Genomic DNA, 15,090 nt, shown 5'->3' with positions numbered 1-15,090 from the left:
CTTGCACGTGTGACAGCGTTGATACCGCAGAAGGCCCCCGACTCGAAGATCGAGTCGGGGGCCTTCTGTCGTAAGTGTCGAGCCGCTCAGCCGTCGGCGGTGAGGGTGGGCAAGGGACTGGCGATGTGGTCGGCAGAGATGAGCCTGCCGTCACGGCGCGAGAGCACCCATACGCTACCCTTGCGGTTCCTGTTGGCAGGCAACGTGATTCCGTCTTTCTCGGCCCACCAGCGCATCAAGTCGGGGATCACTTTTCCCTGGCTGCAGACCACGGGGGTGCCGGGCAGTTCGGCGATGTCGCGAGCGCGATGTCGCCCCTTGCGAGGGTCGTCGGCGTACCCTTCCTCGGACAGCAGGTGCTCGGGAGTGATGTCCACCCCCAACGATTCCGCGAACGGAGCGACCGTCTGGACGCATCGAGCGCGGTCGGCTGCATAGACGGCATCGCCGCCGAATGCCCGAAGCAACGAGACCAAGGATTCGGCCTGTCGACGTCCGGTCCTGTCGAGTGGACGATCGACGTCGTTGCCCTTGTACCGCGAGCGCGACCCGGCACTGCCATGCCGAACCAACAGCACCGTGGAGGTGTCGGCGGGCTTGGCCACGAACCGCCGAAGGATCTTGTGGTCCATGGGATACGAGAGTTCGCGGCCGACCTCCTCGGGCGCTACCCAGCGAATTTCGTCCACCTCGACATTGGGGACGAACTCGCCCCCGGTGACCTCGGCCGCCCAGTAGAGAACCTTCTTGACCCGACGGTGCCCAGGGATCGGGTAGGTGACGTAGGACAGCGACCGTCCCAGTCGTGAGTCGAATCCGGTCTCCTCCTTGACCTCTCGGACCGCTGCGTCGACAGCTGTTTCACCGGGATCGAGCTTTCCCTTGGGGAACGACCAGTCGTCGTATTTGGGCCTGTGCACCAGGGCGACCTCGACGCCCGAGTCGCCGCTCGGTGAATGTCGCCACAGGATCGAGCCCGCCGCAAAGATGTTGGCGCGGGGAGAGCCGTCGGAAGTGCCCATCAGGACGCCTGATTCCTCCGACTGCGCATCAAGTCCACCTGATGCTCACGAACTTTCTCACCCTGAGCCGGTGACGCGACCCAGCCGCCGTCCGGTCCCAACTCCCAGCATCGAGTGGTGGGGTCGAGGGCAGAATCGAAGATCTCGCTCAGCTGGTTCGCCAGTCGAGGATCCTTGACCTGAGCCATCACCTCGACTCGGCGATCGAGGTTGCGGTGCATCATGTCTGCGCTGCCGATCCAGAACTCGTCCGCGCCTTGGAAGTGCAGAACTCGCGAGTGTTCGAGGAATCGGCCGAGGATGGAACGGACTTCGATGTTCTCCGACAGACCGGGAACTCCTGGCTTGAGTGCACAGATTCCGCGCACCACCACCTTGACCGGAACCCCTGCCATCGATGCTCGGTAGAGCGCGTCGATGACCTGCTCGTCGACCAAGGCGTTGGCCTTGAGCCGAATTCCGGCGCCGCGGCCCTCCTTGAGGTGTTCGACTTCGGCCTCGATGCGTTCGACGATGCCGCGCCGCACCCCGTACGGGGCCACGAGAAGATTGCGGTACTTGGACTTTCGCGAGTATCCGGTCAGTGAGTTGAACAGATCGGTGAGGTCGGCCCCGATCTCGGGCGACGACGTCAGCAGACCCACGTCCTCGTAGATCCGTGCTGTCTTGGGGTTGTAGTTGCCGGTACCGATGTGGCAGTACCGGCGAATGACGGACCCCTCTCGGCGCACGACCAGGCAGGTCTTGCAGTGTGTCTTGAGGCCGACGAGCCCGTACACCACGTGCACGCCCGCCTTTTCGAGCTTGCGTGCCCACTCGATGTTGGCCTGCTCGTCGAAACGCGCCTTGATCTCGACCAGTGCCACGACCTGCTTGCCCGCTCCGGCGGCATCGACGAGCGCGTTGACGATCGGGGAATCTCCCGAGGTCCGATACAGCGTCTGCTTGATGGCGAGCACCTGCGGGTCGGCCGCGGCCTGCTCGATGAAGCGTTGAACGCTGGTGGAGAAGGAATCGTAGGGATGATGTACCAGGACGTCGCCGTCGCGCAGGGTGGAGAAGACGCTCTTGGGGGTCTCGCGCTCACCGAATGCCGGGTGGGTGGCCGGGACGAAGGGGGCATCCTTGAGGTTGGGACGGTCGACGCTGTAGACCTGCCACAAGCACGACAGATCGAGCAGTCCGGGGACCTGAATGACGTCGCCCGGATCGACATCGAGTTCGCGAAGCAGCAATTCGAGCATGTGCTCGGTCATGTCGTCGGCGATCTCGAGGCGGACAGGTGAGCCGAAGCGCCTGCGGGCGAGCTCTCGCTCGAGTGCCTGCAGGAGGTCCTCGTCGCGGTCTTCCTCGACCTCGAAATCGGCGTTGCGCGTGATACGGAACGCGTGAGACTCGACGACCTCCATCCCGGGGAAGAGAACATCGAGGTGAGCCGAGATCAATTCCTCCATCGACAGGAAGGCGTCGATGCGGTGGTTGCCCTCGCCGCGCTTGACCCGCACGAAGCGATCCACGTTGTCGGGAACCTTCACACGGGCGAAGTGCTCACCGGTTGTGGAGTAATCCTTCACTGTCACAGCAAGATTCAAGCTCAGACCGCTGATGTACGGGAAGGGGTGGGCCGGGTCGACGGCCAGTGGCGTGAGAACCGGAAAGACTTGCTCGGTGAAATATTCCGACAGTCGAGCGCGCTCGTCGCTGTCCAGATCGGACCACCGGATAATCGCGATTCCCTCGGCGGTGAGCTCGGGAAGGATCGAATCGAGCAGCACTCGCGCATGTTTGAGCGCGAGCTCCTGGGTGCGCTGCCCGATCACCGCGAGCTGCTCGCGCGGAGTCATACCGTCGGCGGAGCGAACCGACAGACCGGTTTCGTCACGGCGCTTTAGGCCGGCAACCCGAACCATGTAGAACTCGTCGAGATTCGACGCGTAGATCGCGAGGAACTTCGCCCGTTCGAGCAGAGGGAGCGACGAGTCCTGCGCGAGCGCGAGAACCCGTGAGTTGAAATCGAGCCAGCTCAATTCCCGGTTGAGATAGCGATTTTCGGGGAGCACGGTGCCGGCGTCCACCGATTCGGGTGTAGCAGCCGGTAGCGCGGAGGGGATACTCGGCATAGTCGCCGCGATCGGAGCGCTCCATGCCGGATCCGAACCGGTGGCCTTTCCGGTCTCGATCGGCGGATCCTGGTTCGCTGGCTGCACGTCGTCTTTGCTCACCGCACGATCATCCCCCAAACCCGGCGTGGGTGAAACTCCGATGGCCGAACTCGGGTCCGTGTTCACTCGACTGCCGTGCCGGTCCGCACGCTCATGCAGTCGTCGCAGATGCTTCGTCACTCCACCCGAGCGAGTGGAGGACGGCCGCCGTGGCCGGTCCGACTCCCAGACGGTGCGCTCTGCGGACGTCGTCGGCGGTGTCCACGTCCAGTCGAAGACCCGGCCACGCGCCGTCGAGTTCCCGTGCGCCCGACGCGGTGTGGCGGCGTGCGGAGTCTCGTCCGAACAGTGGTGCCAGCTCGTCGGGGGAGTCCTTGAGGATCAGTGCGGCGGTCCCCGTGCCGTGATGGTCGACCACGAGTGATCTGCCTCCCAGTCGGGCACCGCTGTAGGCCTGGGCGAGTTCTGCCGAACGCATCGCCGGAAGGTCTGCTTGCAACGCGATGACGTCGACGCGGTGTGCGGGGACGGTCTCGCGCCCACCGACATCCGCGTCGACGTGACCGTGCCGCAGTACGTGCGAAGCTGCCGCGAACGCGTGATTGAGGCGTTCGTCCGGTAGCAGCGCAGGATCGCGGACCGGTTCGTCGAACACTCGTGCACCGATTCTGCGGGCGGTCTCTGCGACGAGAGGATCCGGGGTCACCACCGTGACCGAATCGACCACCGACACCGCGTCTGCGGCCGCCACGGTGTCGCTGAGCATCGCGAGCACCAATCGTGTCCGGTCGGGTGCCGAGAACTCCGCCGCCAAGCGCGACTTCGCCGCGGTGAGATCCTTCACCGCGATGAGAACCCTGACGGCGCGGCGGGCAGGGTCCGGCGACGCGCCGGCCCGGTCGCCGTGGTCGTCTCGTGATGCACCCATGGTGCTCGATCCTGCCAGCGTCATGGATCTGTGCCGACTCCGACCGCCCGAGCAGGTCTGCGAGTTAGGGTGATGCGCGCGTGGACAGGGCATCGGCGAAGTAGGCGAGGGGTTGGCGGAATGAGCAGAGCAGCGGTATTGGGGTCAGGTTCGTGGGGAACCGCATTCGCCAAGGTGTTGGCCGATGCCGGAACGGACGTCACCATGTGGGCCCGCCGCGAGGAACTCGCTGCATCCATCACCGACGACCACGAGAACAAGGACTACCTTTCGGGAATCGAGCTGCCGTCGTCGATCCGCGCGACGAGTGATCCCGTCCGCGCACTCGACGGAGCCGACATCGTGGTGCTGGCCGTGCCGTCGCAGAGTCTGCGGGCCAATCTCGAGGCGTGGACCGACTCCATCCCGCCGCACGCAACGCTGCTCTCCCTGGCGAAGGGAATCGAGACCGGAACGCTCATGCGGATGAGCCAGGTGATCTCTCAGGTCACCGGTGCGGATCCCAGCCGGGTCGCGTGCCTGTCCGGGCCGAATCTCGCGCGCCCGATCGCCGAGGGGCAGCCTGCCGCAACCGTCATCGCGTGCTCCGATTCCCAGCGTGCCCTCGAGATTCAGAAGTCCTGCGCCACCGGATATTTCAGGCCTTACACCAACAGTGATGTCATCGGTGCCGAGATCGGTGGTGCCTGCAAGAACGTCATCGCCCTCGCTTGCGGGATGGCCGCAGGCGTCGGATACGGCGAGAACACCCTCGCGTCGATCATGACCAGGGGTCTGGCCGAGATCATCCGCCTCGGAGTAGCACTCGGTGCCAAGCCGTCGACGCTGTCGGGCCTGGCCGGCGTGGGCGACCTGGTCGCCACCTGCTCGTCACCCCTCTCGCGCAATCGCACGTTCGGAGAACGACTGGGTTCGGGTGGCTCCCTCGAGAGTGCGCAGGAAGCAGCGCACGGGCAGGTTGCCGAGGGCGTCAAGTCCTGTACCTCGGTGCGTGCGCTCGCCGAGAGCTACGACGTCGAGATGCCGCTGACCGACGCCGTGCATCGGGTGTGTCACGGCGGCATGTCCGTTCCGGATGCGGTCGGGCACCTGCTGGGGCGTCGTATCAAGCCCGAGTGAGGCAGTGATCGCGGTCTCGCCGCGAACAGGGCGAATCCGCGTTCGATGAGCCGCGGCGGTACGGTTTCTCATCGTGAGTACTCCCCGCATCAAAGTTGCCGTCGTCTTCGGTGGCCGCAGCAGCGAGCACGCTGTGTCCTGTGTATCGGCAGGTAGCGTGCTGCAGAACCTCGATCCGGCCAAGTACGAGGTGGTTCCCGTGGGGATCACCGCGGACGGTGCCTGGGTACTCGGCTCCTCCGACGTCGAAGCGCTGACGATTCACGACCGGGTACTGCCGACCGTCGACAAGACGGGAGCAGCGCTTGCTCTCAGTACGGACCCGGGTCACGCCGGCGCTCTGCTCGCCCTCGGCGAGGGGGAAGGCGGGACGGTACTCGCATCCGTCGACGTCGTGTTCCCGGTTCTGCACGGACCGTACGGCGAGGACGGCACCTTGCAGGGCCTGCTCGAAATGGCCGGCGTTCCGTATGTCGGGCCGGGCGTGCTGGCCAGCGCTGCAGGGATGGACAAGGAGTTCACCAAGAAGCTGCTCGGTGCCGAGGGATTGCCGATCGGTCGCCAGGTGGTACTCCGGCGCGCCGTCGACGACCTGACGGCCGCCGAGCGTGAACGAATCGGCCTGCCCGCATTCGTCAAACCGGCCCGAGGCGGATCCTCCATCGGAATCTCGCGCATCACCGCGTGGGACCAACTCCCCACCGCGATCGCCGTTGCGCGCGAACACGACCCCAAGGTGATCGTCGAAGGCATGATCCACGGCCGCGAGGTCGAGTGCGGGGTGCTGGAATTTCCCGACGGCACCGTGCGCGCGAGCGCCGTCGCCGAGATCCGAATTCCCGACGCGGACATCGACGATCATGCTTTCTACGACTTCGACACCAAGTACCTCGACGATGTCAGCGAGTTCGACATCCCGGCTGCCCTCGACGACGCCACGAGCGACCGCATTCGTGAACTCGCCGTCGCCGCCTTCCGCGCGTTGGACTGCCAGGGACTGGCGCGCGTGGATTTCTTCGTCACCGAGAACGGTCCGGTCATCAACGAGATCAACACGATGCCCGGTTTCACCTCGATCTCGATGTACCCCAAGATGTGGGCGGAATCCGGCGTCGACTACCCGACGCTCATCGCCACCCTGATCGACACCGCTCTCGCCCGCGGTACCGGTTTGCGTTAGAGCTGTTGCGGCCCAGCGCTACTGCAACGGAGCGGGGTCGAGAGGCTGTTGAGGCAGCGCGTCCGACACGGCCGAGGACGCATCCTGCAACGGGGTGGGGCCCGAGTCGCCCGGAATCGTCAGGGCAACGTAGACACCGCGATCGACGACGAACCATGTGCTGGCGTCGATCCCGTCGTCTGCTCCGGACACCTCGAACCACTGAACGCCGTTGATCACCTGCAAAGGTGCAGCCACATCGAACCCGATCGGCCTGGGCAGACCGCAGCGCAACACGACCGGCTCGGCGTTCTCCTCGGCCGAGACCCACGCACGGACTCCGACCGGTGCCGGGTCGGCCAACTCGGCTCTCGTGTAGTCGCCGAGGTTCTCGGGCAACGCGTCGAGCAGGGACGTGCACTGCTCACTCGCGGCATCGGGGGAGTCGACCGGGCCGAGAGCGACCGGATCCTGGACGGGTGAGCGGTTGACCGCGATGGCCGCAACCAGAACTCCGACCACCAGCGCGACCGGTAACGCGATCGCGGTGGCGATGACCGCGGGATGGCGCTGCTCGCGAGTGGCCTCGGTCTCGGCCGAGCTGTCTTCGGTGCCGGCGTCGTTGCCGGTGTCGGGTGACGTCACGAGCTATCCGACGGACGTCGTCGACTGCGGGGCCACCGGGCAGGTCAGGGTGCGAGTGATGGCGTCGACCTTCTGGATACGGGAGACGATCTCGGCGATCTCGGCGTCGGAGGCACCGTCGGCGCGCGCGATCACGTCGTAGGGCCCGACCACTGCCTCCGCCGACACGACACCGTCGACGGCCTCGATCTGCTGTGCGACGGCCGTCGCGCGGCCGACCTCGGTCTGAACGAGAACGAATGCTTGCACCATCGGTGGTCCCTTTCCCCTGCCGGACTTCTCGACTGTAGGTTGGTTCGACTACGTTCTCTTCGCACGTAACCTGCCGCATCGGTGCTGTCCCGACCGCCGCTAAAAGGTACCGCAGGCGCGGCGCGCGCTCCGCGTGAGACCGTCGCGCACGCACCGCGTTCTCAGGGAGGAACATCATCGACGACACCGTCATCGACTCGGCCACCGGCAGCGAGCGCACCGTCGCGCAGGTCGGCGAATTCGACGTCATCGCCCGCGCCATCGCAGATCGTGCACAGCCACCGTCGACCATCGTCGGGCCGGGCGACGACGCAGCCGTTGTCGCCGCGTCCGACGGTCGGATCGCGGCATCCACCGATATGTTGGTGCACGGCAGGCACTTTCGGCTCGATTGGTCGAGTCCGATACAGATCGGCCGCAAGGCGATCGCGCAGAACGGCGCGGACATCGCCGCAATGGGCGCGCAGTGCTCGGGTTTTCTCGTCTCTCTCGGCTGCCCGGCCGACACGCCGGTGAGTGTGACCGACGGCCTCAACGAGGGCATGTGGCTCGAGGCAGTCGCTGCGGGATCGGCCGTCGTCGGTGGCGATGTGGTGCAATCGCCGGAGCTGGTGATCTCGATCACCGCGCTCGGCGATCTTCAGGGCAGGGCTCCGGTCCTTCGATCGGGGGCACGTGCCGGTGATGTGATCGCGTACGCGGGACGGCTCGGCTGGTCGGCGGCCGGACTGGCTCTACTGCTCGGCGACAGGGACAGAACCGGGCACGACGCCGTGTTGGACGCCCACCGAGTGCCCGTCCCTCCGTATCGCGCCGGGATCGAGGCCGCAGAGGCGGGAGCGACCTCGCTCACCGACGTCTCCGACGGGTTGGTGGCCGACCTCGGCCACATCGCCGACGCGTCGGGCGTGCTGCTGGATGTCGATCCCGCCCTGCTGGACATTCCCGTCGAAGTGCGGTCGGCGGCAACGCTGATGGGGCACGATCCGCTGGACTGGGTGCTCACCGGAGGGGAGGATCACGCGCTCGTCGGCACCTTCCCCGACGTTGCCGCCGTTCCCCGGGGATGGACGGTGATCGGCCGCGTCGAGCACGGAGACGGTGAGCCTGCGGGTCGAGTGACGGTCGGCGGAGAAGTCCATGCGGGTAGATCGGGATGGTCGAGTTTCGAGAGCGAGTGAACACGGATCGGGTCCATCGCGTCGGCTAAGTTGCAGAGATGGCTATCTACGCACTCGGTGATCGAGAACCCGACATCCACCCCGACGCCTACGTCCATCCCGACGCCGTCGTCATCGGAGCGGTGACCTTGGCTGCCGGATCGTCGGTGTGGCCCACTGCAGTTCTGCGGGCCGACTACGGCACCATCTCGATCGGCGAGGGCACCAACGTGCAGGACGGAACCGTGGTGCACTGCACCCCGATAGACGCAACGGTCATCGGTTCCGGGTGCGTACTGGGCCACAATGCGCACGTGGAAGGTGCGACCATCGGGGACAACTGCCTCATCGCGTCGGGCTCGGTGGTACTGAACGGATCGAAGATCGGAGCCGGCTCGATCGTCGGTGCGGGCGCGGTGGTGCCCTTCAAGTTCGTTGTGCCCGAACGTTCGATGGCGCTCGGTGTGCCCGCCAAGATCCGCGAGGGCTACCAGGTTCCCGACGGCCACGTCGACATCAACGTGCAGATGTACTCGGCCAACGCCGCGTACTACCGCGATGCGCTGCGCCGGATCGACCGGTGACGCCTCCGCCGCTCGCCGATACCGTCGAATCGGGATGGGCACGCGCCCTCGCTCCGGTCGAGACGAATGTCGCTGCGATGGGCGACTTCCTACGAGCCGAGCTCGCCGCCGGACGGCACTACCTGCCCGCGGGCGAGAACGTGCTGCGCGCGTTTCGCTACCCCTTCGATCGGGTCCGTGTGCTCATCGTCGGCCAGGATCCGTATCCGACGCCGGGACATGCAGTGGGCCTGAGCTTCTCGGTCGCGCCGGACGTACGACCCGTACCGCGGAGTCTGAACAACATATTCAAGGAGTACTCGGACGATCTGGGTTTGCCCACGCCCAGCAACGGTGACCTCACGCCCTGGGCGGACCGAGGTGTGATGTTGCTCAACCGCGTGCTCACCGTCGAACCGTCACAGGCGGCCTCGCACCGGAAGAAGGGGTGGGAAGCGGTGACGGAGCAGGCGATTCGCGCACTCGTCGCCCGCGCCGAGAATCCCGATGAGCCCGGGCTGGTCGCGGTTCTCTGGGGCCGCGACGCATCGACTCTGAAGCCGATGCTCGGATCGGTACCCATCATCGAATCGGCGCACCCGTCACCGCTGTCCGCCTCACGCGGGTTCTTCGGATCCAAGCCCTTCAGTCGCGTGAACGAATTGTTGGTCGAGGGCGGAGACGAACCGATCGACTGGACGCTGCCGTGATCGGATCAGGAGAAGTCGGGCCGACGCTTCTCGATGAACGCGTCGACGCCCTCGACTCCGGCAGGAGATGACGCAGCCGCCGAGATCGACGCCGACTCGGCGTCCAATTGTTCTGTCAGCGTTGTCGATTCGGACGCTGTGAGCAGTCGCTTGATTCCCTGGTACGCCGATGTCGGCCCGTTGGCGAGGGTTCGAGCGAGGCGCTCGGCCTCACTGTCGACGATGTCGTCGCCCACCAACCGGCTGAGGATTCCGAGCCGAACTGCGTCCTCTCCGTTGATGATCGAGTCGTTGAGTAGGATGTCCATCGCTCGGCCCGAACCGACGATTCGGGGGAGTGTCCAGGACATTCCCCCGTCCGGTGTGAATCCGATGGAGGGGTACGCAGGGCGCAGTTTGGTCGAGGGCCCACCGATGGCGATGTCGGTGAGACAGACCAGGCTCATGCCTGCCCCGGCCGCCCAACCGTGGACACCGGCGACGACAGGAACGGTGACGGCGGACAGTTCGCGGACGAAAGCATGGAAGCTGTCTGCGACGGATCCGACGAACGCACCACGGTCGTCGGCTCCGGCGAAATCGCGCACGTTTCCACCCGCGCAGAAGTTGGGACCGCGGCCGATGAGAAGGACGCTGCCGATCTCGGTGGTACCGGCAACGACGGACCGAAGGGCCGCCGCACCCTCGTCGATGCCCTGGAGGTCGAGAGAGGCACCACCGGCCTCGGTGGCAACGACGATTCTCAGCACACCGTCCTCGACAGTGACTTTGCTGGGACTGTAGTCATCCGAATCAATCACGCCCGAGACTCTAATGGACGTCCAAGTGTTCGACTGCATCGACAACTGTGCCCCGCCTCCGAATACGGGGGCGGGGCACAGTTCTCGCACGCGAGGGACGCCGTGGAGGAAAACGAAGAGCGAGGCCGAAATCAGCCCCGGACCACCTTGCCTGCCTTCAAGCAGGAGGTGCACACGTTCATGCGCTTGGAGTTACCAGGCGCAACCTGAGCGTGAACGGTCTGGATATTCGGGTTCCAACGACGGTTGGTCCGTCGGTGCGAGTGCGAGACCGACTTACCGAAGCCGGGCCCCTTGGCGCATACGTCGCAGACGGCAGCCATAGTCGCGAACTCCTTGATAGATGTTGATCGATACATGTGGTCGAAGACATCGAAACGAACTACGAGCAGATGCAAGCATTGCAATGCGTGAAGATCGCCTCGAGGCAACCCTGCAAGAATAGCGGCGTCGCACGCAATCACCAAACCGCCACGGCAGACGCTGCGTGAGGGCTCACGGACGGCGCACCACCGATCATGCCCGACTAAGCTTCGGGCACTGTCCGCGAGGGAGTTCGGACGAGGTAGCGGACGTGACGCGGGGGGAGGCTGCTCGAGGTGGTCGACGTACTCGAATCGATCGATGCCGCGGCCCTGCGACGGTGGGCCTACCGCTGCGTCGATTCCCTGACCGCGCGGTGCGACGAGATCAATGCACTCAACGTGTTCCCCATCCCAGACTCGGACACCGGCACCAATCTCATGTTCACCTTCCGTGCCGCGGTGGAGTCGATGCGCGCGGCCGGGCCCACTGCGGACGCCCGCGCCGTCGGCCGGGCACTGGCCGTGGGGGCAGTGGCGGGTGCGCGGGGCAACTCGGGAGTGATCGTCTCTCAGCTGTTGCGCGCTGTTGCCGAGGCTGCAGCGGACGGCCCGCTGGACACGGTGTCGATCCAGGCGATGTTGCGACGCGCGAAAGTCCTGGTCGCGGCAGCGGTCAGCGTTCCCGTCGAGGGCACGATGCTCACTGTTCTGGCCGCGGCCGATCGCGAAGCCTCAGCCCACGATGCCAATGTCAGCCTCTCCACGCTGGTGGTCGACATTGCCGAGGCCACCGCTCGCGCGGTCGACAGCACGACGGACCAACTGGCCGAGCTCCGGGAGGCGGGGGTCGTGGACGCAGGCGCTCTCGGTCTCTCGGTGATCGTCGATGCGCTCGTGGAGGTGGTGATCGGCCGCACTCCGCCGCGCCGGCGATACCGTCGCCCACACGAGCACGAACGCCGCACGGTCGGCGATGCGTCGAACGTCTCGTCGGACTGCGGCGGTGCACCCGAGGCGGTGTCGGTATTCGGGTCGAGCCGCCCCCTCGGGTACGAGGTGGTCTACGTCGTGCACGGCCCCGACGACGCGAGGGCGGCGGAACTTCGCCGGGCTCTGGCCGACATCGGAGATTCGGTCGTGGTCGCCGGTGACGGTTCCGGGGCCTGGTCCGCGCACGTGCACACCACCGACCCCGGTGGTGCCGTCGATCGAGGAATCGCGGCCGGAGATGTTCGCGGAGTGCGTATCTCGTGTTTCGGTCTCGCTGAGTTCGCCGGAGCGGTGAGCTCCGAAGCGCACGACGAAGCAGCGTTGTCGGTGGGTCGCGATATTTTGGCGCTGGTGGCCGGTGACGGTGCCGCGGATCTCTACGTTCAGGAAGGCGCGACGGTGGTGCGGTGCGACGAGGCGATCGACTCCTCGGTGCTGCATCGAGCGATCGTCGGGATGAAGCATCGCGAGGTATTGGTGTTACCGAACGGCGCGTTGTCCGCGCAGGAACTCGTTGCCGTCGGCGCAGCTGCCCGAGCGGACGGAAAAGACGTCGTGATGTTGCCGTGCTCGGCGATGGTGCAGGGTTTGGCCGCGCTCGCCGTACACGACGCCGCCCGGGCCGCAGTCGACGACGCGTTCACGATGTCCGAGGCCGCGGCGGGCACGAGGTGGGGTTCTCTGCGTATCGCACAGGAGCGATCGCTGACGTGGGTCGGCACGTGCGAGCCGGGCGACTGCATCGGGCTCGCAGGTCAGGAGGTGGTGATCGTCGCCGCTCGTCCGCTCGATGCGGGGTGTCGGTTGCTCGATCAGCTCCTGGCCACGGGAGGGGAGTTGGTGACAGTGCTCGTCGGGGCCCAGGCATCGGATGGCTTCGGTGATCGGCTGGCCGAATACGTGTCGGGAGCACATCCCGGAGTCGACGTGGTGGTCTATACAGGTGGGCAGCCGGGGGATCTCGTGCAATTCGGAGTGGAATAGGGAATCTCGACAATGGCAACGCTGGTGGACCCGCTCGATCACGTCCTCGGAGCCGCGGCGGCGACGCCGCTGGCAGACGTCTTCGGTATTCACACCGTCGAGGAACTGCTTCGGCACTATCCGCACCGCTACATGACGCACGGTTCGGAGCTGGGGGAGAAGGAGCCGCCCGAGGGCGAGCACATCACCATCGTCGCCACGATCGAGTCCGCGACGCTGCGTTCGATGAAGAACCGCAACGGTCAGTTCCTCGCAGTGACACTCGCCGCCGACGGACAGCGAATCGACGCCACCTTCTTCAGTCCACACAAGCTCAAGCACGTTCTGGTGCCCGGTCGCCGAGGAATGTTCTCGGGCAAGGTCAAGTACTTCGGCAAACGGTGGAATCTCACGCACCCCAGCTACGTGATTCTCGGCGGAGACGACAACGACGGTGCCGTCGTGCCTGCAGGACGAATCGTCGGCGGCGGCACCCTGGCCGGACTCGCTCGTGGCTCGGTCGATTCCTCCGGAGCCGTCGACATGTCGGTGTTCGATCGAGCATTCGTGCCCATCTACCCGGCCGCGAAGGACGTCGAGAGCTGGACCTTCATGCGCTGCGTTCGGCAGGTGCTCGACCAACTCGACGACGTGGTCGATCCACTGCCCGAGTCGGTACGTGCGCAGCGCGGTCTCGTCGACATCGACACCGCGCTCCGGTCGGTCCATTTCCCGGATACCGCACAGGACAAGGACTCTGCGCGAGAGCGGTTGAAGTTCGACGAGGCGCTCGCCGTTCAGCTCGTCCTCGCCGACCGCCGACGCGACGCATCCACCCGGGTGGCAGCGCGATGCCCACCGATCACCGACGGTATCGCCGCGGAGTTCGATCGGCGTCTGCCGTTCGAGTTGACGGCCGGCCAGCACCAGGTTGCAGCCGAGATCGCTCACGATCTGTCGGCACCACATCCGATGTCGCGGCTGTTGCAGGGTGAGGTCGGCTCGGGCAAGACGATCGTTGCGCTGCGGGCGATGCTGCAGGTGATCGATGCCGGTCATCAGTGTGCGCTGCTGGCACCGACGGAAGTTGTCGCCTCGCAACACGCGCGCTCTATTCGGTCGATGCTCGGGAGCCTCGCGGCCGGCGGGGAACTCGGATCGCACGAGCTGGCCACCAAGGTCGCCTTGTTGACCGGCTCGATGTCCACGGCGGCCAAGCGGTCCGCGCTGCTCGATGCCGTCACCGGTGACGCGGGCATCGTGATCGGCACCCACGCCCTGATCGAGGACCGAGTCGAATTCCTCGATCTCGCGATGGTCGTCGTCGACGAACAGCACAGGTTCGGCGTCGAGCAACGAGATGCGTTGCGCGCGAAAGCTCGCGACAACACCAGTCCGCACCTGCTGGTGATGACTGCGACCCCCATCCCACGGACCATCGCGATGTCGACCCTCGGTGACCTCGAGACGTCGGTGCTCACCGAACTGCCCCGCGGCCGGTCGCCCATCGTCAGCAACGTGGTACCCGCCAGGAGCAAGCCGGGCTGGGTGGAACGAGCGTGGCAGCGAATTCACGAGGAAGTGGCGGCCGGTCGCCAGGCCTACGTGGTGTGCTCCCGCATCGGTGACGACGAGGACGCGGAGACCGGGAAGAAGAGCGCTGCGAAGAAGAAGAGCGCGAGCTCGGAGGACGGCCCCGAGACGACGGCTGCGGTGGACCTGTACGAGACCCTCTCCACCGGACCGATGCACGATCTGCGGGTGGGGCTGCTGCACGGACGACTGTCGGGAGACGACAAGGACATCACCATGTCCGAGTTCAACTCCGGCGAGATCGACGTCCTGGTCTGTACCACCGTGGTCGAAGTGGGAGTGGATGTTCCGAACGCGACGGTCATGGTCATCATGGATGCGGACCGATTCGGCGTGAGCCAACTGCATCAGTTGCGAGGCCGGATCGGCCGAGGCGGGCACCAGGGCCTGTGCATCATGATCAGCTATCTCAGCCCCGCGGGCGGATCCTTCGCCCGGCTCGAAGCGGTGGCAGCGACCAACGACGGTTTCGAGTTGGCCAAGCTGGACCTGGCCACTCGTCGTGAGGGCGACGTTCTCGGTGCTGCACAGTCGGGCACGGTCAGTGGGTTGCGGCTGCTCTCGTTCATCGACGACGAGGACATCATCGCCGACGCACAGGACTGTGCACGGTCCCTGTTCGCGCGGGACCCGTCGCTGGCGAACGATCCCGGCATCGCGTCGATGATGCGGTCGGCTTGGCGATCGGATCGAGTCGACTATTTGCAGAAGTCCTGACC

Annotated in this window: 14 protein-coding genes; 7 read left to right on the top strand and 7 right to left on the bottom strand. The window is 65.8% G+C overall.

The features are described 5' to 3' along the window. Window positions 1–86 precede the first annotated feature (86 nt). The 3 genes from AB0366_RS12675 to cofC form a co-directional block, all read right to left on the bottom strand. Complete coding sequence (locus tag AB0366_RS12675) at window positions 87–1,022, bottom strand: NUDIX hydrolase (protein ID WP_366244209.1); 936 nt, start codon at window positions 1,020–1,022, stop codon at window positions 87–89. After that, window positions 1,022–3,142 (bottom strand): RNA degradosome polyphosphate kinase, encoded by a 2,121-nt coding sequence (locus AB0366_RS12670; protein ID WP_366244433.1) that lies wholly within the window; start codon window positions 3,140–3,142, stop codon window positions 1,022–1,024. Before AB0366_RS12670 ends, AB0366_RS12675 begins: the two co-directional genes overlap by 1 nt. 193 nt (window positions 3,143–3,335) lie before the next feature. After that, a complete protein-coding gene (gene cofC, locus AB0366_RS12665; RefSeq protein ID WP_366244208.1) occupies window positions 3,336–4,112 on the bottom strand; it encodes a 2-phospho-L-lactate guanylyltransferase in 777 nt (258 codons plus the stop codon). A gap of 120 nt (window positions 4,113–4,232) precedes the next feature. Between cofC and AB0366_RS12660 the strand changes: the two genes are divergently transcribed. Together AB0366_RS12660 and AB0366_RS12655 are read left to right on the top strand one after the other, a co-directional pair. Continuing rightward, a complete protein-coding gene (locus AB0366_RS12660) occupies window positions 4,233–5,231 on the top strand; it encodes an NAD(P)H-dependent glycerol-3-phosphate dehydrogenase (RefSeq protein ID WP_121870178.1) in 999 nt (332 codons plus the stop codon). Window positions 5,232–5,304: 73 nt separating this feature from the next. Next, window positions 5,305–6,411 carry a D-alanine--D-alanine ligase family protein gene (locus AB0366_RS12655; protein ID WP_366244207.1) on the top strand — a complete coding sequence of 369 codons (1,107 nt, stop codon included), beginning with the start codon at window positions 5,305–5,307 and terminating at the stop codon, window positions 6,409–6,411. Window positions 6,412–6,429: 18 nt separating this feature from the next. Here AB0366_RS12655 and AB0366_RS12650 read toward each other — a convergent pair whose 3' ends face one another. Both AB0366_RS12650 and AB0366_RS12645 read right to left on the bottom strand, forming a co-directional pair. Further along, window positions 6,430–7,035 (bottom strand): DUF3515 domain-containing protein, encoded by a 606-nt coding sequence (locus AB0366_RS12650; protein WP_366244206.1) that lies wholly within the window; start codon window positions 7,033–7,035, stop codon window positions 6,430–6,432. 3 nt (window positions 7,036–7,038) lie between these two features. After that, window positions 7,039–7,287: an Lrp/AsnC ligand binding domain-containing protein gene (locus AB0366_RS12645; protein WP_037189711.1), complete on the bottom strand. Its 249-nt coding sequence runs from the start codon at window positions 7,285–7,287 to the stop codon at window positions 7,039–7,041. A gap of 173 nt (window positions 7,288–7,460) precedes the next feature. Here AB0366_RS12645 and AB0366_RS12640 point away from each other — a divergent pair, with 173 nt between their 5' ends. From AB0366_RS12640 to AB0366_RS12630, 3 genes are read left to right on the top strand one after another with little or no spacing between them, the layout of a single operon-like run. Then, window positions 7,461–8,468, top strand: a complete 1,008-nt coding sequence (locus AB0366_RS12640) for a thiamine-phosphate kinase (protein ID WP_366244432.1) — start codon at window positions 7,461–7,463, stop codon at window positions 8,466–8,468. Between the two features lie 38 nt (window positions 8,469–8,506). Further along, window positions 8,507–9,031, top strand: a complete 525-nt coding sequence (locus AB0366_RS12635; protein WP_032397774.1) for a gamma carbonic anhydrase family protein — start codon at window positions 8,507–8,509, stop codon at window positions 9,029–9,031. Beyond that, window positions 9,028–9,720, top strand: a complete 693-nt coding sequence (locus AB0366_RS12630) for a uracil-DNA glycosylase (RefSeq protein ID WP_366244205.1) — start codon at window positions 9,028–9,030, stop codon at window positions 9,718–9,720. Before AB0366_RS12635 ends, AB0366_RS12630 begins: the two co-directional genes overlap by 4 nt. A gap of 5 nt (window positions 9,721–9,725) precedes the next feature. On the opposite strand, the gene AB0366_RS12625 is transcribed toward AB0366_RS12630, so the two are convergent. Both AB0366_RS12625 and rpmB read right to left on the bottom strand, forming a co-directional pair. Beyond that, window positions 9,726–10,520 carry an enoyl-CoA hydratase-related protein gene (locus AB0366_RS12625; protein ID WP_366244204.1) on the bottom strand — a complete coding sequence of 265 codons (795 nt, stop codon included), beginning with the start codon at window positions 10,518–10,520 and terminating at the stop codon, window positions 9,726–9,728. Between the two features lie 131 nt (window positions 10,521–10,651). Further along, window positions 10,652–10,843, bottom strand: coding sequence for a 50S ribosomal protein L28 (gene rpmB, locus AB0366_RS12620; RefSeq protein ID WP_008717389.1), 192 nt, complete (start codon window positions 10,841–10,843; stop codon window positions 10,652–10,654). A gap of 276 nt (window positions 10,844–11,119) precedes the next feature. Between rpmB and AB0366_RS12615 the strand changes: the two genes are divergently transcribed. Beyond that, on the top strand, window positions 11,120–12,799 hold the full coding sequence (locus AB0366_RS12615) for a DAK2 domain-containing protein (protein ID WP_366244202.1): 1,680 nt from the start codon (window positions 11,120–11,122) through the stop codon (window positions 12,797–12,799). 12 nt (window positions 12,800–12,811) lie between these two features. After that, window positions 12,812–15,088, top strand: coding sequence for an ATP-dependent DNA helicase RecG (recG, locus tag AB0366_RS12610; RefSeq protein ID WP_366244201.1), 2,277 nt, complete (start codon window positions 12,812–12,814; stop codon window positions 15,086–15,088). Window positions 15,089–15,090: the final 2 nt, after the last annotated feature.

It is taken from the genome of Rhodococcus sp. NPDC076796 (genome assembly GCF_040702765.1).
In the GTDB taxonomy this organism is placed as follows: Bacteria; Actinomycetota; Actinomycetes; order Mycobacteriales; family Mycobacteriaceae; genus Rhodococcoides.
Note: the sequence above shows the minus strand (reverse complement) of the source record. Positions and strands in the feature narration are given on the sequence as shown.